The organism is Klebsiella sp. 141162 (assembly GCF_050600755.1).
Lineage (GTDB): Bacteria > Pseudomonadota > Gammaproteobacteria > Enterobacterales > Enterobacteriaceae > Klebsiella > Klebsiella aerogenes.
This window is the reverse complement of record NZ_JAQIRI010000007.1, coordinates 66,275-82,451: the sequence shown is the minus strand read 5'-3', so window position 1 is coordinate 82,451 and position 16,177 is coordinate 66,275. Positions and strand designations below refer to the sequence as shown.

At 55.7% G+C, this 16,177-nt stretch carries 18 protein-coding genes; 7 read left to right on the top strand and 11 right to left on the bottom strand.

Going from position 1 to position 16,177, the window contains the following annotated elements:
* Nucleotides 1-6: 6 nt before the first annotated feature.
* Both PGR23_RS18355 and PGR23_RS18350 read right to left on the bottom strand, forming a co-directional pair.
* Nucleotides 7-420, bottom strand: coding sequence for a hypothetical protein (locus tag PGR23_RS18355; RefSeq protein ID WP_047078130.1), 414 nt, complete (start codon nt 418-420; stop codon nt 7-9).
* Between the two features lie 260 nt (nt 421-680).
* Nucleotides 681-1,028, bottom strand: coding sequence for a YacC family pilotin-like protein (locus tag PGR23_RS18350; protein ID WP_015704423.1), 348 nt, complete (start codon nt 1,026-1,028; stop codon nt 681-683).
* Between the two features lie 145 nt (nt 1,029-1,173).
* Between PGR23_RS18350 and cueO the strand changes: the two genes are divergently transcribed.
* Nucleotides 1,174-2,775 carry a multicopper oxidase CueO gene (cueO, locus tag PGR23_RS18345; protein WP_396279912.1) on the top strand — a complete coding sequence of 534 codons (1,602 nt, stop codon included), beginning with the start codon at nt 1,174-1,176 and terminating at the stop codon, nt 2,773-2,775.
* A gap of 75 nt (nt 2,776-2,850) precedes the next feature.
* Here cueO and PGR23_RS18340 read toward each other — a convergent pair whose 3' ends face one another.
* Entirely contained in the window at nt 2,851-5,241 is a 2,391-nt protein-coding gene (locus PGR23_RS18340) for a glucose/quinate/shikimate family membrane-bound PQQ-dependent dehydrogenase (protein WP_047078128.1), read from the bottom strand.
* A 78-nt stretch (nt 5,242-5,319) separates the two neighbouring features.
* On the opposite strand from PGR23_RS18340, the gene PGR23_RS18335 reads away from it, so the two are divergent.
* Nucleotides 5,320-5,424: a hypothetical protein gene (locus PGR23_RS18335; RefSeq protein ID WP_161801955.1), complete on the top strand. Its 105-nt coding sequence runs from the start codon at nt 5,320-5,322 to the stop codon at nt 5,422-5,424.
* Nucleotides 5,425-5,443: 19 nt separating this feature from the next.
* Entirely contained in the window at nt 5,444-5,980 is a 537-nt protein-coding gene (gene hpt / locus PGR23_RS18330) for a hypoxanthine phosphoribosyltransferase (protein WP_015368206.1), read from the top strand.
* A 57-nt stretch (nt 5,981-6,037) separates the two neighbouring features.
* Here the strand turns inward: hpt and can are convergent, their stop codons facing one another.
* Nucleotides 6,038-6,700, bottom strand: a complete 663-nt coding sequence (can, locus tag PGR23_RS18325; RefSeq protein WP_045390077.1) for a carbonate dehydratase — start codon at nt 6,698-6,700, stop codon at nt 6,038-6,040.
* A 106-nt stretch (nt 6,701-6,806) separates the two neighbouring features.
* Between can and PGR23_RS18320 the strand changes: the two genes are divergently transcribed.
* The 4 genes from PGR23_RS18320 to PGR23_RS18305 all read left to right on the top strand — a co-directional run bounded on the left by PGR23_RS18320 (nt 6,807) and on the right by PGR23_RS18305 (nt 10,373).
* Nucleotides 6,807-7,733, top strand: coding sequence for an ABC transporter ATP-binding protein (locus tag PGR23_RS18320; RefSeq protein WP_015368204.1), 927 nt, complete (start codon nt 6,807-6,809; stop codon nt 7,731-7,733).
* On the top strand, nt 7,730-8,500 hold the full coding sequence (locus PGR23_RS18315; RefSeq protein ID WP_045390083.1) for an ABC transporter permease: 771 nt from the start codon (nt 7,730-7,732) through the stop codon (nt 8,498-8,500). Before PGR23_RS18320 ends, PGR23_RS18315 begins: the two co-directional genes overlap by 4 nt.
* 122 nt (nt 8,501-8,622) lie before the next feature.
* Nucleotides 8,623-9,063, top strand: coding sequence for a PTS sugar transporter subunit IIA (locus PGR23_RS18310; RefSeq protein WP_015368202.1), 441 nt, complete (start codon nt 8,623-8,625; stop codon nt 9,061-9,063).
* Nucleotides 9,064-9,119: 56 nt separating this feature from the next.
* The gene (locus PGR23_RS18305) at nt 9,120-10,373 is read left to right on the top strand and encodes a polysaccharide deacetylase family protein (protein WP_045390088.1); all 1,254 of its coding nucleotides are present in this window, start codon (nt 9,120-9,122) and stop codon (nt 10,371-10,373) included.
* Between the two features lie 34 nt (nt 10,374-10,407).
* Here the strand turns inward: PGR23_RS18305 and panD are convergent, their stop codons facing one another.
* The 7 genes from panD to dksA all read right to left on the bottom strand — a co-directional run bounded on the left by panD (nt 10,408) and on the right by dksA (nt 16,037).
* Nucleotides 10,408-10,788 carry an aspartate 1-decarboxylase gene (gene panD, locus PGR23_RS18300; protein ID WP_015368200.1) on the bottom strand — a complete coding sequence of 127 codons (381 nt, stop codon included), beginning with the start codon at nt 10,786-10,788 and terminating at the stop codon, nt 10,408-10,410.
* An 80-nt stretch (nt 10,789-10,868) separates the two neighbouring features.
* A complete protein-coding gene (panC, locus tag PGR23_RS18295; protein WP_289576234.1) occupies nt 10,869-11,723 on the bottom strand; it encodes a pantoate--beta-alanine ligase in 855 nt (284 codons plus the stop codon).
* A gap of 11 nt (nt 11,724-11,734) precedes the next feature.
* The gene (gene panB, locus PGR23_RS18290) at nt 11,735-12,526 is read right to left on the bottom strand and encodes a 3-methyl-2-oxobutanoate hydroxymethyltransferase (protein ID WP_396279911.1); all 792 of its coding nucleotides are present in this window, start codon (nt 12,524-12,526) and stop codon (nt 11,735-11,737) included.
* Between the two features lie 120 nt (nt 12,527-12,646).
* Entirely contained in the window at nt 12,647-13,126 is a 480-nt protein-coding gene (gene folK, locus PGR23_RS18285) for a 2-amino-4-hydroxy-6-hydroxymethyldihydropteridine diphosphokinase (RefSeq protein ID WP_045390092.1), read from the bottom strand.
* Complete coding sequence (gene pcnB / locus PGR23_RS18280) at nt 13,123-14,520, bottom strand: polynucleotide adenylyltransferase PcnB (protein ID WP_072058187.1); 1,398 nt, start codon at nt 14,518-14,520, stop codon at nt 13,123-13,125. The genes folK and pcnB overlap by 4 nt, the downstream gene beginning before the upstream one ends.
* 119 nt (nt 14,521-14,639) lie before the next feature.
* On the bottom strand, nt 14,640-15,521 hold the full coding sequence (gene gluQRS / locus PGR23_RS18275) for a tRNA glutamyl-Q(34) synthetase GluQRS (RefSeq protein ID WP_047050158.1): 882 nt from the start codon (nt 15,519-15,521) through the stop codon (nt 14,640-14,642).
* Nucleotides 15,522-15,581: 60 nt separating this feature from the next.
* The gene (gene dksA / locus PGR23_RS18270) at nt 15,582-16,037 is read right to left on the bottom strand and encodes an RNA polymerase-binding protein DksA (RefSeq protein WP_007373199.1); all 456 of its coding nucleotides are present in this window, start codon (nt 16,035-16,037) and stop codon (nt 15,582-15,584) included.
* Nucleotides 16,038-16,177: the final 140 nt, after the last annotated feature.

The following is a 16,177-nucleotide window of genomic DNA, read 5'->3' as shown; positions in this document are numbered from 1 at the left end:
CGCCTGTCACTTCACCGCATTATCGCCGCGCATGACCAGGCTATCGATCAGCGACTTTTCAATATCGGCGCAAAGCTTAATAGATTTAAATTGATACATAGAATCTATGCCCTGACGGGTGGGATCGGCGACTTTCGTACGCACTGAGTTATATTGCGACGCCGCGCCTATCAGAGCGGTGAATTCACTACCCAGTCTTGAGGCTTCTTTCGGATTGACTTCTTTTAACGAATCCAACGCCTGGCGACAGGCATTAAGTCGCTCCTGCTCAGCGGCCAGTCGCAGCTTTTCATTCTGTTGCGCGTCGGTGGCAATGGCGATTGGTGGCGTTATGGGAGCGTTAGCCTGACGATGCGCCTGGCAGCCAGCTAACATGATAACAGCGAACGGAAGTAAGCGAAAAACAGGTGAGATATTCAAAATGTCATTCCATTGCAATAAGAGAGGTTGCAGGCGATTTTAATTAGCCAGTAGGTCTTTGCAATAAACGATGAGTTGAATTATTCTCTCCTGAATGTGATTTTTTTTGATAAATTAAGCCGTCGTCTAATTAATGAATATAAAGCATATTAGCTGCATGTGAAATAAAAGTATCGCGCAATGAATTCATAGTAAATGAATCACAGGGGAAAAGAATAATATAGCATTCTGCAACCGCATCGCGGCGGCTGCAGATACGTTTACTTCACATAGGCCAGCAGGCTAAGGGAGTCACGCGCCAGAGCTTTGCACTTTTTGGCGGTTGGGATTTTGATGCCGCTGAGATCGCGATAGCTGTCCTCACCTAATGCTTTCATATTAAAGCTATCGTAGTTGCTGAGGTCCCATTGGTTTTGCTGGGCAAAAAAGACCAGCGCGCGGCGAATTTGCGTATTTGGCAAATTTTGATAGCCGCAATCATTTTTCAGGAATACAAATACCGCCGTTAAATCAGCCATATCTTCCGCTTCGGACTCGCTTAATGCATAGCTATTGGCGGAGAGGGCGAGCAGGCTGCCAAACAGCATTGTTCTGAAAAACGTCTTCATTTTTTCTACCATTGAAACACGGACAATCAAAGTTAGCATACTTCTTTACACCACGCAGAGCTTTATTCACAAGCTTCTGCTTGACCTTCCCGTTGCGGGAGGGTTTAAGCTTAAATATTCACCAGCAGAATAAAAGGATGTGAAAATGCAACGTCGTGAGTTTATCAAATTAGGCGCCGCGCTTGGCGCGGTCAGCGCCTTACCGCTCTGGAGCCGTGCGGTATTCGCTGCCGGCCGTCCGGCTTTGCCGGTTCCGGATTTATTGACCGCTGACGCGCGCAATCGCATTACGCTGACGATTCAAGCCGGAAAGACGCAGTTTGGCCCGCATCTTGCGACGACCTGGGGCTATAACGGCAACCTCCTCGGGCCCGCGTTGAAGCTGAAGCAAGGTGAAGCGGTGACGGTAGATATTCACAACCGCCTGGCGGAGGAGACCACGGTCCACTGGCACGGGCTGGAAGTGCCAGGCGAAGTCGATGGCGGTCCGCAGGGCGTCATCGCCGCAGGAGCCTCAAGGACGGTGAGTTTTACGCCGACGCAGCGAGCGGCGACCTGCTGGTTCCATCCTCATCAGCATGGTAAAACCGGCCGTCAGGTTGCCATGGGGCTGGCGGGTTTGGTGCTGATTGAAGATGTCGAAAGCGGGCAATTACTGCTTCCGAAGCAGTGGGGAATCGATGATGTTCCGGTGATCGTGCAGGACAAAAGATTCAATGCCAATGGCGAAATAGATTATCAGCTCGATATCATGAGCGCCGCCGTTGGCTGGTTTGGCGATACCCTGTTGACGAACGGCGCGCTGTATCCCGAACACGCTCCGCCGCGAGGTTGGTTACGCCTGCGTCTGCTTAATGGCTGTAATGCCCGCTCGTTGAATTTCGCTACCAGCGATCGCCGCCCAATGTACGTAATAGCAAGCGACGGCGGCCTGTTGGCGGAACCGGTCAAAGTGAGCGAACTGCCGGTGCTGATGGGCGAGCGCTTTGAGGTTTTAATTGATACCCGCGACGGGAAGGCATTTGATCTCCTGACGATGCCGGTGAGCCAAATGGGGATGGCGATTGCGCCATTTGATAAGCCGCAGCCGGTGCTCCGTATACAGCCGCTATTGATCCCGGCCTCCGGTAAGTTACCCGATACTTTGGCCGCGATACCCGCGCTGCCGTCACTGGAGGGGCTGACGCAGCGCACGCTGCAGCTGTCGATGGATCCTATGCTCGACATGATGGGTATGCAGGCGCTAATGAAGAAATATGGCGACCAGGCGATGTCCGGTATGAATCATGGAATGATGGGGCATGGCGACATGAACAATATGGGAAATATGAATCATGGTGAAATGAAGAATATGAACCATGGCGGTGGCATGGGACATGGCGCTTCATCAGACAAGGGTTTTGATTTCCATAGCGCCAACCGCATCAATGGCAAGGCCTTTGATATGAATGTGCCGATGTTTGCCGCGGCCAGGGGGCAGTACGAGCGCTGGCTGATCTCCGGTAAGGGCGACATGATGCTGCATCCTTTCCATATTCATGGCACGCAATTCCGTATTCTGAGTGAAAATAGCCAGGCGCCGGCGGCGCATCGGCGCGGCTGGAAGGATACGGTAAGAGTGGAGGGCGGGGTGAGCGAAGTGCTGGTGAAGTTCGATCATCAGGCGCCAAAGGAGTTCGCCTATATGGCGCACTGTCATCTGCTGGAGCATGAAGATACCGGGATGATGTTGGGATTCACCGTGTAGGACTGTACAGCCTGCCGCCCACTCCCATGGGGAGAGGGGCAAAAAAAACGGCAACTTTCGTTGCCGTTTTGCGTTTTACTTCGCGTCATCCGGTAACGCGTAGGCAACGATGTAGTCGCCCATTTTCGTACCGAACGAGCCATGACCGCCGGCAGAGATGACAACGTACTGCTTGCCATTCACTTCATAGGTCATCGGCGTCGCCTGGCCACCTGCCGGCAGACGCGCCTGCCACAGTTTTTCGCCATTGCTCATGTTGTAAGCGCGCAGATAGTTATCGGCGGTGGCGGCGATAAACAGCACGTTACCGGCGGTGGAGATCGGACCGCCCAGCATCGGCATACCCATATTGAACGGCAGCGGGACAGGCAGCGGGAACGGCAGACTATCCTGCGGCGTACCGATGCGTTTTTTCCACACCACTTCGTTGGTCTTCAGATCCAGCGCCGAGATATAACCCCATGCCGGTTGTTTACACGGCAGGCCAAACGGCGACAGGAACGGGTTCAGCGTAACGCCGAACGGCACGCCATACTGCGGCTGAACGCCAGACTCGGTACCGGAGCCTTTCGCGTCTTTTGGCGGTTCCATCGGGTTGCCCGGGCCGCGTGGGATCAGTTTAGAGACGAACGGCAGCGCCATCGGGTTGGCGATAGCCACCTGACGGTTAGGATCGACGGAGATGCCGCCCCACTCAAACATCCCCAGGTTACCCGGGAATACCAGCGTGCCCTGTTCGGACGGCGGCGTGAAGATACCTTCATAGCGCATCTGATGGAAGATAACGCGGCACACCAGCTGGTCAAACATGGTGGCGCCCCACATATCCGCGCCGGTCAGGTCTTTCTTCGGACGGAAGCTCAGCTCGGAGAACGGCTGGGTTTTAGCAACGTAATCGCCTTTCGCCGCACCCTGCGGAACCGGTTTTTCCGGCGCCGGGACCACCAGTTCGCCATTACGACGATCCAGCACGAAGATGTTGCCGGTTTTGGCCGGAGCGTAAATCACCGGTACGCTTTTACCGTTCACATCAATGTCGGCCAATGTCGGCTGCGACGGCATATCCATATCCCACAGATCGTGGTGTACGGTTTGGTAGCTCCACGCCAGTTTACCGGTGGTTGCGTTCAGCGCCACGATAGAGCTGGCGTAACGTTCCTGTTCCGGTGTGCGGTTGCCGCCCCAGATATCCGGCGTGGTAACGCCCATCGGCAGATAGACTAAATCCAGCTTCGCGTCATAGGCGGCAGGCGCCCAGGAGTTAGGTGAATTGAGTGTGAAGTGATGCTCATCGCTCGGGATCGCATTAGGGTCTTTCGCACCCGGGTCGAAGGCCCACAGCAGTTTACCGGTATTCACATCAAAGCCGCGGATCACGCCTGATGGCTCGCGGGTGGAGAAGTTATCGGTTACCGCGCCGGCAATGACGATAGTCTTGTCGGTGATAATCGGCGGCGACGTCGGTTCATACATGCCCGGCGTGGTCACCGGCATGTTGGTCTGCAGGTTGAGAATGCCTTTATTAGCAAAGGTTTCGCACAGCTTACCGTTGTCGGCGTTCACCGCGAACAGACGGCCATCGTTGACCGGCAGAATAATACGGCGCGGGCAATCGGCGACGACGTCGGCAGGGGCGTTATCCGCTTTCGCTTCATGATAGGAGACGCCACGGCAGGTCACGTGCTGGAACGACGGATCGGCGTTCAGCTGCGGGTCAAAATGCCACTTCTCTTTACCGGTGGCCGCGTCAAGCGCGAACAGACGCTGGTGCGCGGTACACAGATACAGCGTGTCGCCAACTTTAATCGGCGTCACTTCGTTAGTGATTTCACCCGGATCGTTCGGCTGCTTCAGGTCGCCGGTGCGGAATACCCAGGCTTCCTTCAGGTTCTTCACGTTGTCGGCGTTAATCTGTTTCAGCGGCGAATAACGCTGGCCTTCCTGGTTACGGCCATAGGCCGGCCAGTCGCTATCGGCGACGGTAGAAATCGGCGCGGCAGGCGTCGCGTCAGCGCTCAGCGTACCGTTCACCTCCTGCGGGTCGTTGAAACCGGCCCAGGTCAGGATCCCGCCGCTAATCAACAGGGCGATAACCAGACCGCCCACGGCGCCAGCGGAGGGTACCGGCAGGCGACGCCAGACAAATGGCAGAATCAGCCAAATGCCGAAGAAGACCAGGATGTCGCTGCGCGGCGTCAGCGCCCAGAAGTCGAAGCCGACTTCCCATACCCCCCAAATCATGGTTGCCAGCAACAGGGCGGCATACAGCCACAGCGCTGCGCGCTTGCCGCGGAACAGCATGACGGTGACGGCCAGCATCACCAGGCCTGCGATAGGGTAGTACCAGGAACCGCCGATAGCGGCCAGCCATACCCCACCGATTAACAGATACAGGCCACAGAAGGCGGCAAACAGCGCCGTCAGCGTGACAAGTAACCGTGATTGTTGAGATTTTGTTTCTGCCATAGAAAGACACTCTTCAGTTGTTAATTTTTTAACTGCAATTAATTATAGGATTTAACAACTGTGATCGGAATCACAAATATGGCTTTATTATTCACTGCACCGAAGATTTCGTTTTGCTGGTATACTGTATCGCTTGCCGGTCAACGTCGGTGTGAAAGCAGCGGCTTTGAAGATTTATCCTAAGAATCAAATGGTTAGTTTAATGAAACATACTGTAGAAGTGATGATCCCGGAAGCCGAGATCAAAGCGCGTATCGCCGAACTGGGTCGTCAAATTAATGAACGCTACAAAGACAGCGGCAGCGAAATGGTGCTGGTGGGTCTGTTGCGCGGTTCATTTATGTTTATGGCTGACCTGTGCCGTGAGGTTCAGGTGCCGCATGAAGTCGACTTTATGACCGCCTCCAGCTATGGCAGCGGCATGTCCACCACCCGTGATGTCAAAATCCTTAAAGATCTTGATGAAGACATTCGCGGTAAGGACGTACTGATCGTCGAAGACATCATCGATTCCGGCAACACCCTGTCTAAAGTGCGCGAAATCCTCAGCCTGCGCGAGCCGAAATCGCTGGCTATCTGTACGCTGCTGGATAAACCAAGCCGTCGTGAAGTGAACGTCCCGGTTGAGTTTGTCGGTTTTGCCATTCCGGATGAGTTCGTGGTGGGCTACGGCATCGACTATGCTCAGCGCTATCGCCACCTGCCGTACGTCGGTAAAGTGATCCTGCTGGACGAGTAATTATTGTTGCGGTCCCGGATAGGGTGAACGCCTTATCCGGGGCGGTGAGCGCGGCGGCTATTTATGGTTGGCGTGCTTGCTCTTGAGATTGGAAATCCCGTGGCGATAGCGCTGCTCGAGGGTTTCCCGGCTGACGGCGGTGACATCAAGATCGCGCAGCAGTCCGTCGTGAATACCATAAGCCCAGCCGTGGATCGTCACCTTTTGGCCACGTTTCCACGCCGACTGCATGATCGTCGAGTGTCCCAGGTTGTATACCTGCTCCATCACGTTCAGTTCGCAAAGCGTATCCAGACGCCGATCTTCCGGCATCTCACCGAGCAGCGAGCTGTGTTTAAACCAGATATCGCGAATGTGCAGCAGCCAGTTATCAATGAGCCCCAGCTCCGGGTTCTCGACCGCCGCCTGTACGCCGCCACAGCCGTAGTGGCCGCAGATAATAATGTGTTCGACTTCCAGCACGTCAACGGCGTATTGCACCACCGACAGGCAGTTCAGGTCGGTATGGATCACCAGATTGGCGACGTTACGGTGTACGAATAATTCACCGGGTTCCAGGCCGGTTAAGCGCTCCGCGGGGACGCGGCTATCGGAGCAGCCAATCCACAGAAAGCGCGGTTTCTGCGCCTGCGACAATTTCGCAAAGAAGCCGGGGTCCTCTTCCACCAGCATTTTTGACCATAGTGCATTATTGCTGATGAGTGTATCTATATCATTCATGGACGTTTACGGCCTGTAACCAAGTAAGTGCGTTGCGCTAATATAGGGTAAGCTCACCTTTTTGAAAACATTACATCACGTGTGATGACACGAGAAGAGATATTTAATGACCATTGCTCTGGAATTAAAACAGCTCAAGAAAACCTATCCCGGCGGGGTTCAGGCGCTGAAAGGCATTGACCTGCAGGTTGAAGCCGGCGACTTTTATGCGCTGCTGGGCCCTAACGGCGCGGGGAAATCCACGACTATCGGCATCATTAGTTCGCTGGTTAATAAAACCTCCGGCCAGGTTAACGTATTTGGCTACGACCTGGAAAAAGATGTGGTGAACGCCAAGCGCCAGTTAGGGCTGGTGCCGCAGGAGTTCAACTTCAACCCATTCGAAACCGTACAGCAGATCGTGGTTAACCAGGCGGGTTACTATGGCGTTGAGCGTAAAGAAGCAATTTTGCGTAGCGAAAAGTATCTGAAACAGCTCGATCTGTGGGAAAAGCGCAATGAACGCGCGCGTATGCTCTCCGGCGGGATGAAGCGCCGCCTGATGATTGCCCGCGCGCTGATGCATGAGCCGAAGCTGCTCATTCTTGATGAACCCACCGCTGGCGTTGATATCGAACTACGTCGCTCGATGTGGGGTTTCCTCAAAGATCTTAACGATAAAGGCACCACCATTATCCTCACGACCCACTATCTGGAAGAGGCGGAAATGCTGTGTCGTAATATCGGCATTATCCAGAGCGGCGAGCTGGTGGAAAACACCTCAATGAAGGCGCTGCTGGCTAAGCTGAAATCGGAAACCTTTATCCTCGATCTGGCGCCGAAAAGCCCGCTGCCAACCCTCGACGGGTATCAGTACCGGCTGGTTGATACCTCGACGCTGGAAGTTGAAGTGTTGCGCGAGCAGGGGATTAACAGCGTTTTCGCCCAGCTAAGCGCCCAGGGCGTGCAGGTATTAAGTATGCGTAACAAGGCCAACCGTCTGGAAGAGTTGTTTGTCACGCTGGTGCACGACAAAAAAGGAGAATCAGCATGATGCAGCTTTACTGGGTCGCGCTGAAAAGCATCTGGACCAAAGAGATCCACCGGTTTATGCGTATCTGGGTTCAGACGCTGGTGCCGCCGGTGATCACCATGACCCTCTATTTCGTCATCTTTGGCAACCTGATCGGCTCGCGGATCGGCGAGATGCACGGTTTTACCTACATGCAGTTTATCGTGCCGGGGCTGATTATGATGGCGGTGATCACCAACGCCTACGCCAACGTCGCCTCGTCGTTCTTTAGCGCCAAGTTCCAGCGCAATATTGAGGAACTGCTGGTGGCGCCGGTGCCAACCCACGTGGTGATCGCCGGTTACGTCGGCGGCGGGGTGGCGCGCGGGCTGTGTGTCGGCATTCTGGTGACGGCTATCTCGCTGTTCTTCGTCCCGTTCCAGGTTCATTCCTGGCTGTTTGTCGCCCTGACGCTGATTTTGACGGCAATTCTGTTCTCGCTGGCGGGCCTGCTCAATGCGGTGTTTGCGAAAACCTTCGACGATATCAGCCTGATCCCGACTTTCGTGCTGACGCCGTTGACTTACCTTGGCGGGGTGTTCTATTCGTTGACGCTGCTGCCGCCGTTCTGGCAAGCGCTGTCGCATCTCAACCCCATCGTCTACATGATTAGCGGCTTCCGTTTTGGTTTCCTCGGCATTCATGACGTCCCGCTGGCGACCACCTTTGGCGTACTGGTGGTGTTCATCGTGGTCTTCTATATTCTGTGCTGGTACCTGATCCAGCGCGGGCGCGGCCTGCGTAGCTAACCTCTCTACAAGCGCCCCCGCTAATTTCACTTTGCCGGGGCGCTATGCGGTAATTTTTGATACCCATCACCCTACCTCAACGCTTGCCCTGCTAAATTGTTTGCCTGCTAAGGAGGTAGGCGATGTTAGGTTGGGTAATTACCTGCCATGATGAGCTGGCGCAGGAGATGCTGGATCGTCTGGAGAAAAAGTTTGGCCCGCTGGCGCAATGCCGGGCGGTGAATTACTGGCGTAATCTGAGCGTCAATATGCTGAGCCGCATGATGTGCGACGCGCTGCATGCCACAGACTGCGGCGATGGGGTGATTTTTCTCACCGATAAAACCGGTGCCGCGCCGTATCGCGCCGCCGCGCTGATGAGCCACAAGCATACTCACTGTGAAGTCATTTCCGGCATTCGCTATCCATTGCTGGAAGAAATGTATTTACAGCGCTATACCCTCAGCAGCGATGCCTTCCGTAATGCTATTGTTAGCGCTGGAGGCCCCACGGTGAGCAGCCTGTGGCATCAGCAGCAAAAAAATCCGCCTTTTCGTCTCCTGCATGACACGTTCGGAAATTAGGCATTAGCATTGATGCCGCTTTTGTTACAATGGCGGCATTCAGGTTTACCGGTTCGATGCGCATGTTTGCCCGAGTCATAACACTATTCCTTTTGCTGACGTCAGTCAGCGTTTCCGCCAGCCTGCTCAGCCAACAGGGCGTCCCCGCACGCTATATGCAAATCACGGAAGATGCCGATATCTGGGCGCAGGTCGGCAACCATGTAGTGAGCGTCGGCAACGTTCGCGCCGGGCAAATCCTTGCCGTGGTGCCGACTACCGCAGACTATTACGAATTCAATTTTGGTTTCGGTACCGGCTTTATTGATAAAGGGCACCTGGGGCCGGTGCAGGGCGCAAAGCGGGTTGAGGATAACCTGGGCGATTTACACCAGCCATTGAGCAACCAGAACCTGCTGACCTGGAAAGATACGCCGGTTTACGATGCGCCGTCAGCGGGCAGCCCGCCGTTTGGCACATTAGCCAATAACCTGCGCTATCCCATTATCAGCAAGCTGAAAGACCGCCTTAATCAGACCTGGTATCAAATTCGTATCGGCAACCGGCTGGCGTGGGTAAGCAGCCTGGACGCGCAGGAAGATAACGGCATTCCGGTACTGACTTATCACCATATTCTGCGTGATGAAGAAAATAGCCGTTTCCGCCATACCTCGACCACCACCTCGGTGCGCGCTTTCAGTAACCAGATGACCTGGCTGCGTGACCAGGGCTATACCACGCTGACGATGTATCAACTGGAAGGGTATTTACGTAACAAGGTTAATCTGCCTGCGCGCTCGGTGGTGATTACCTTTGATGACGGCCTCAAGTCGGTGAATCGCTACGCTTATCCGATCCTCAAGCAGTACGGATTCCACGCTACGGCATTTATTATCTCATCGCGGATCAAACGTCATCCGCAAAAGTGGGATCCGAAATCGCTGCAGTTTATGAGTATCTCTGAGCTCAGACAGATTCAGGACGTGTTTGATGTGCAGTCGCATACCCATTTTCTGCACCGGGTCGATGCCGCCCGTCACCCGATATTACTTAGCCGTAATTACCACAATATTCTCTTTGATTTCGAGCGTTCACGGCGGGCGCTGAGCCAGTTTAATCCACATGTGCTGTATCTTTCGTATCCATTCGGCGGCTATAACGCCACGGCGGTCAAAGCGGCGAACGATGCCGGTTTTCATCTGGCGGTAACGACGGTGAGAGGGAAGGTGAAACCGGGGGATAATCCGTTCTTGCTGAAGCGGTTGTATATCTTACGCACCGATTCGCTGGAGACGATGTCGCGGCTTATCAGCAACCAGCCGCAAGGATAAACCGGCGCTGCGGCTGAGCGCAGCGCCGTAAGAATCAGGCGACCTGCACCGGAATAGCTTTCGCCTGGCGCTTCATTTCGTTATCGCCTTCGAAATAGGCCACTTTCGGCTGCCAGGTGCGGGCTTCTTCGTCAGACATGGTCACGAAGCTGGCGATAATGAGGATATCGCCGACGCTAGCGCAGTGCGCCGCAGCGCCGTTGACGGAGATAATCTTCGAACCGCGCTCGGCGGCGATCGCATAAGTCGAGAAACGGTTTCCGTTGGTCACGTTCCACAGATGAATGGCTTCATTTTCCAGAATACCGGCCGCTTCGAGGAAATCCTGGTCAATGGCGCAGGAACCTTCGTAATGCAGGTCAGCCTGCGTGACTTTAACGCGGTGGAGCTTGCCCTGCAGCATATTACGCATCATAACTTCTACCTTCCAACCTTTAAGTAGCAAAGCGGATACGGCATCCGCTTTGAGAAAATAACCCGATTTTTCGTTCCGGACTACTGGCCCAGCGCGACGATTTTGTTATCAATCAGACGCGCCTGGCCCAGCCATGCCGCCATCAGGATCACCGCGCGTTTGCTGGCATCCGTGAGCTCCAGCAGGGTGTCGGCATCGCGGATCTGGATATCGTCGGCGCGAAAACCTGATTCGTTGAGCTCCTGCTCGGCGATGGCGATGATTTCCTCAAGATGACGTTCGCCCGCCGCAAGTTTTTCCGCCACCGAGCTCAGCACTTTATACAGACCCGGGGCGATTTTACGCTGCTCGGCGGTCAGATAACCATTACGCGAGCTCAGCGCCAGGCCGTCTTTCGCGCGGATAATCGGCACGCCGACGATCTCGATGTCATAACCCATATCGGCGACCATTTTGCGGATCAGCGCCAACTGCTGGAAATCTTTCTCGCCGAAGCAGGCGACATCCGGCTGCACCAGGTTGAACAGCTTGCTGACAATGGTCGAGACGCCGCGGAAGTGGCCAGGGCGGCTGGCGCCTTCCAGCATGGTCGACAGGCCCGGGACATCAACGAAGGTTTGCCCTTCGGTACCCTGCGGATAAATTTCCGCCGGCGCCGGAGCAAAGACAAAATCGACCTTGCGCTTGTTCAGCTTTTCGCAATCTTCCTGCAGGGTACGCGGATAGCGCGCCAGATCGTCCGGGCGGTCAAATTGCATGGGATTCACGAAGATACTGACCACCACGACATCCGCGCAGGCTTTGGCTTCATCAACCAGCTTCATATGACCATCGTGCAGGTTGCCCATGGTGGGAACCAGCGCAATGCGCTTGCCTTCCTGGCGTAAACGACGGATATGCTGGCGCAGCAGCGGCAGGGTTTCAATTATCAGCACAACAAGACTCCTTAATGGAAACTATGTTCTTCGCCCGGATAGGTCCCGGATTCGACTTCGGCAATATACTGCCGTACCGCGGCGCGGATGTCGCCCGCTTCTGCGAGGAAATTTTTCGCGAATTTAGGAATGTGGCCCCCGGTGATCCCGAAAGCGTCATGCATCACCAGGATTTGCCCATCGGTCACGTTGCCTGCGCCGATGCCGATAACCGGGATCGTCAGCGCTTCGGTAATGCGTTTTGCCAGCTCTACCGGCACGCACTCCAGCACCAGCAGCTGGGCGCCGGCGGCTTCCAGGGCTAATGCGTCATCAAACAGCGCCTGCGCTGCACCGCCGCGACCTTGTACTTTATAGCCGCCGAACACGTTCACCGATTGCGGCGTCAGACCGAGGTGACCGCAAACCGGTACCGCGCGCTCCGCCAGCATCCTGACGGTATCAGCCAGCCAGGCGCCGCCTTCGAGCTTGACCATATTGGCGCCGGCGCGCATCACGACGGCGGCATTTTCAAAGGTTTGTTCCGGCGTGGCGTAGGCCATGAACGGCAGGTCGGCGAGCAGCAGGCTGTTCGGCGCGCCGCGGCGCACCGCGCGGGTGTGGTAAGCGATATCGTCAACGGTCACCGGCAGCGTGGAGTCGTGGCCCTGTACCGTCATCCCTAGCGAATCGCCCACCAGCAGGACGTTAATGCCTTCATCGGCAAAAAGCTTAGCGAAGCTGTAGTCGTAGGCGGTGATAGTGGCGAAGCGCTTTTTCTCCTGTTTGCATTTCTGCAGCAGGGCAATGGTGGTCGGTTTCATAACGTTTCCTGATGATGAAAGTCATATTAACCGGCATTCTAACAGCAGCATTCAGGGGGGCAATGATTTTGGGCAACCGATTACCACTATCGCCGGAAATGCTAAAAAAGGGAGTAGGGGTTACCAGAGAGCGGGTTTTTCGGCGCCCAGATTTTCCAGCGCGGCGCGAAGGGCGAGGCCATCGGGGAAGTGGAGCTGTGGGGCGATTTCAAACAGCGGCCAGAGCATAAAACCGCGATTTTTCATATCGTAGTGCGGCACCGTCAGACGCTCGCTGTTAATGACCGCATCGCCGAATAGCATAATGTCGAGGTCCAGCGTTCGCGGTCCCCAGCGTTCGGCTTTCCGCTCCCGTCCCTGCTGCAGTTCGATGCGCTGAGTGTGATCGAGCAGCGCTTCCGGCGCGAGCGCGGTTTCAAGCGCGACGGCGGCATTGAGATAGTCGGGCTGATCCTGCGGCCCCAGCGGCGGCGTACGGTACAGCGAAGACACGCTCGCCACGCGGCTGTCCGGAATGTCGGCCAGCGCGCGGATAGCCGCATTCACCTGTTCGAGCGGCGAAGCGAGATTACTGCCAATGGCGATATAGACCAGGGTCATGCGTTACCCTGACGCGGCGCGCGTTTCCGCGGGCGGCGATGGCGGCGGCGCGGAGCCGGATCGTCGCCGAGGTCGTTGAGCATATCTTTCTGTTCCGGCGGCGCGGCTACCTGGAACTCGCCCCACCATTTGGTCAGGCGCTGCAGTTCGTGGTTGTTCTCGGCGCCTGCGCGCAGTTCAAGCAGATCATAGGCGGCGCGGAACTTCGGATGCTCCATGAGTTTCCACGCGCGTTTGCCCTGACGGCGGGACATACGAAGCTGCAGCTGCCAGATATCGCGCACCAGGGTGGTGATGCGTTTAGGAATCGCCAGCGTCCGGCAGGCTTCATCCAGCACGTCATTCATTGCCAGCGCGAAGGCGTCGTAATAGACCAGCCCGCTCTCCTGCGCGATTTTCTGCGCCATTTCCAGCAGCGGATACCAGAACATGACCGCGAACAGGAATGCCGGGTTAACGCGCATGTCGTTATGCAGGCGGTTATCGGTATTCTTCAGCACCTGAATGATGATGCGTTCCATCGGGCTATCGCCGCGCTCGGTGAAGTAGCGGGTGATCGTCGGGAACAGCGGCTGGAACAGGCTGTATTCGCGCAGCAGCTGGTAGGTTTCATAACCATAACCCGCCTGCAGTAGTTTCAGCACTTCTTCAAACAGACGCGCCGGGGGGACGTCGTGAAGAAGGGTGGCCAGACGCGGAATTGGCTCGGCGCTTTCGGCGCTGATGCGCATATGGAGTTTGGCGGCGAAACGTACCGCGCGCAGCATGCGCACCGGATCTTCACGGTAACGGGTTTCCGGGTCGCCAATCAGGCGAATCACCCCTTCCTGCAGATCGCGCATTCCACCAACGTAGTCGCGTACGGTGAAGTCCGCCACGCTGTAATAAAGGCTGTTGATGGTGAAGTCGCGGCGCTGGGCATCCTCTTCGATAGAACCGAAGATGTTATCGCGCAGCAGCATGCCGTTCTGGCCGCGCTGGGAGGTGACACGGTCGTTAGTGTGGCCTTCGTGATGGCCGCGGAAGGTGGCGACCTCAATGATTTCCGGCCCGAACATCACGTGCGCCAGGCGGAAACGACGGCCAACCAGGCGGCAGTTGCGGAACAGTTTACGTACCTGGTCCGGGGTCGCGCTGGTGGTGACGTCAAAATCTTTTGGTTTCTTGCCCAGCAGCAGGTCGCGAACGCCGCCGCCGACCAGGTAAGCTTCGTAGCCCGCCTTGTTCAGTCGATAGAGCACCTTGAGCGCGTTTTCACTGATATCTTTGCGGGAAATTGCATGCTGTTCACGCGGGATCACCGTCATATGCGTTTGTTCGACGGCGGCAGCCTCTGCCTCGCGCTCTTCACGGCTTAGCACCTTGCGGCAAAAATTAGCGACTCGGGTAAAAATGGTGCACCTCGTAGTGTCAGACGAACTTCGGATAAAACATTACTCTATGGGCTTCAGGTTGCATTTAAACGGCAAATTCAGGGGCAACCTGAAGGGCGACGAGCAAAAATAGCGGCTAATCATAGCTCAGCGGGAGCCATTTGAGAATGCTGGATTTTTGCAGGTTGCCAGTTGGCTACCGCTTGTTTGAGTAAATCTTCAATACTCAGCGCTTGCCAATCCTCGACGACATCCTGATTCAAAAATGTTAATGCCCGCACAATTTCCGGGCGCGGATCGCCCTCCGGCAGGGCCGGGGCGTGGTTTTGTTTTGAGAGCTTATTACCTTCGGCGTTCAGCGCCAGCGGCAGGTGCACGTAGTCTGGCACAGGCCAGCCAAAGTGCTGATACAATGAAATTTGTCGTACCGTTGGCTCGATGAGATCGGCGCCGCGGACGATTTCGCTGACCCCCTGAAAATGGTCGTCAACCACTACCGCCAGATTATAGGCGAACAGCCCGTCGCGACGATGGATGATGAAATCTTCCCGCGCCAGCGGTTCGTCGGCGACGATGGTTCCGCGCAACTGGTCATAAAATTCCAGTACCGGACGGGTCTGACGCAGGCGCAGCGCGGCGTTTTCGCCGCCAAGGCGCAAATCGCGACAGTGGCCGTCGTAGATCCCGCCGACGCTATGAATGCGCGCGCGGGTGCAGGTGCAGTAGTAGCAGAGATCCCGATCGCGCAGCCAGGCGAGGCGCTCGCGATAGGCTTCGTGCCGCTGGGATTGCCACAGTACCTCGCCGTCCCAGTGCAGGCCGTAGCGATCGAGCTGTCGCAAAATAGTGTCGGCGGCGCCGGGAACTTCCCGCGGCGGGTCGATATCTTCAATGCGTACGCGCCAGATACCGCCTTTCGCCCGCGCCTGTAGATAGCTGCCGAGGGCGGCGATTAATGAGCCGAAGTGGAGTTCGCCGGAAGGTGAGGGAGCAAAGCGCCCGATATAGTCTGAGTCGGTCATGTTAAACACAAGGGGAATCAGGCGGGAGAAACTCCCGCCAGAGAGTGAGGTAGCTGGGAATTAACCCGCCATCTGTTTTTCGCGAATTTCCGCCAGCGTCTTGCAGTCGATGCACAGGTCAGCTGTTGGACGCGCTTCCAGACGGCGAATGCCAATCTCCACGCCACAGGATTCGCAGAAGCCGAAGTCTTCGTCTTCGACTTTTTTCAGTGTTTTCTCAATCTTCTTGATGAGTTTACGTTCGCGGTCGCGGTTACGCAGCTCCAGGCTGAACTCTTCTTCCTGCGCGGCACGGTCGACCGGGTCCGGGAAGTTAGCTGCTTCATCCTGCATATGCGTTACGGTGCGATCCACTTCATCCCTGAGTTGATTACGCCATGCTTCAAGAATGCGCTTGAAGTGCGCCAGCTGGGCTTCGTTCATATACTCTTCGCCCGGCTTCTCTTGGTACGGCTCCACCCCAGCGATGGCGAGAATACTCAGGGACGATGTTTTACGGTTTTGCCCTTCTTGCATGTTGCTTCTCCTTAACACGCACTATCGATCCCCATGTGGGGGAAAAATCAGGCCGCTATAAATAGCAGATGCTTTTCCGGATAGCAATTATCTAAACGTTACACTTGACAACGCTGTGAAGAAAAGCGTATTTGCGCTCG

Coding starts and splice junctions, on each gene's coding strand:
- can (WP_045390077.1), bottom strand. CDS start 6,700: ATGAATGATATAGATACACTCATCAGCAATAATGCACTATGGTCAAAA.
- dksA (WP_007373199.1), bottom strand. CDS start 16,037: ATGCAAGAAGGGCAAAACCGTAAAACATCGTCCCTGAGTATTCTCGCC.
- PGR23_RS18350 (WP_015704423.1), bottom strand. CDS start 1,028: ATGAAGACGTTTTTCAGAACAATGCTGTTTGGCAGCCTGCTCGCCCTC.
- panD (WP_015368200.1), bottom strand. CDS start 10,788: ATGATGCGTAATATGCTGCAGGGCAAGCTCCACCGCGTTAAAGTCACG.
- hpt (WP_015368206.1), top strand. CDS start 5,444: ATGAAACATACTGTAGAAGTGATGATCCCGGAAGCCGAGATCAAAGCG.
- folK (WP_045390092.1), bottom strand. CDS start 13,126: ATGACCCTGGTCTATATCGCCATTGGCAGTAATCTCGCTTCGCCGCTC.
- gluQRS (WP_047050158.1), bottom strand. CDS start 15,521: ATGACCGACTCAGACTATATCGGGCGCTTTGCTCCCTCACCTTCCGGC.
- PGR23_RS18305 (WP_045390088.1), top strand. CDS start 9,120: ATGCGCATGTTTGCCCGAGTCATAACACTATTCCTTTTGCTGACGTCA.
- PGR23_RS18320 (WP_015368204.1), top strand. CDS start 6,807: ATGACCATTGCTCTGGAATTAAAACAGCTCAAGAAAACCTATCCCGGC.
- cueO (WP_396279912.1), top strand. CDS start 1,174: ATGCAACGTCGTGAGTTTATCAAATTAGGCGCCGCGCTTGGCGCGGTC.
- PGR23_RS18340 (WP_047078128.1), bottom strand. CDS start 5,241: ATGGCAGAAACAAAATCTCAACAATCACGGTTACTTGTCACGCTGACG.
- PGR23_RS18335 (WP_161801955.1), top strand. CDS start 5,320: ATGGCTTTATTATTCACTGCACCGAAGATTTCGTTTTGCTGGTATACT.
- PGR23_RS18310 (WP_015368202.1), top strand. CDS start 8,623: ATGTTAGGTTGGGTAATTACCTGCCATGATGAGCTGGCGCAGGAGATG.
- panB (WP_396279911.1), bottom strand. CDS start 12,526: ATGAAACCGACCACCATTGCCCTGCTGCAGAAATGCAAACAGGAGAAA.
- PGR23_RS18315 (WP_045390083.1), top strand. CDS start 7,730: ATGATGCAGCTTTACTGGGTCGCGCTGAAAAGCATCTGGACCAAAGAG.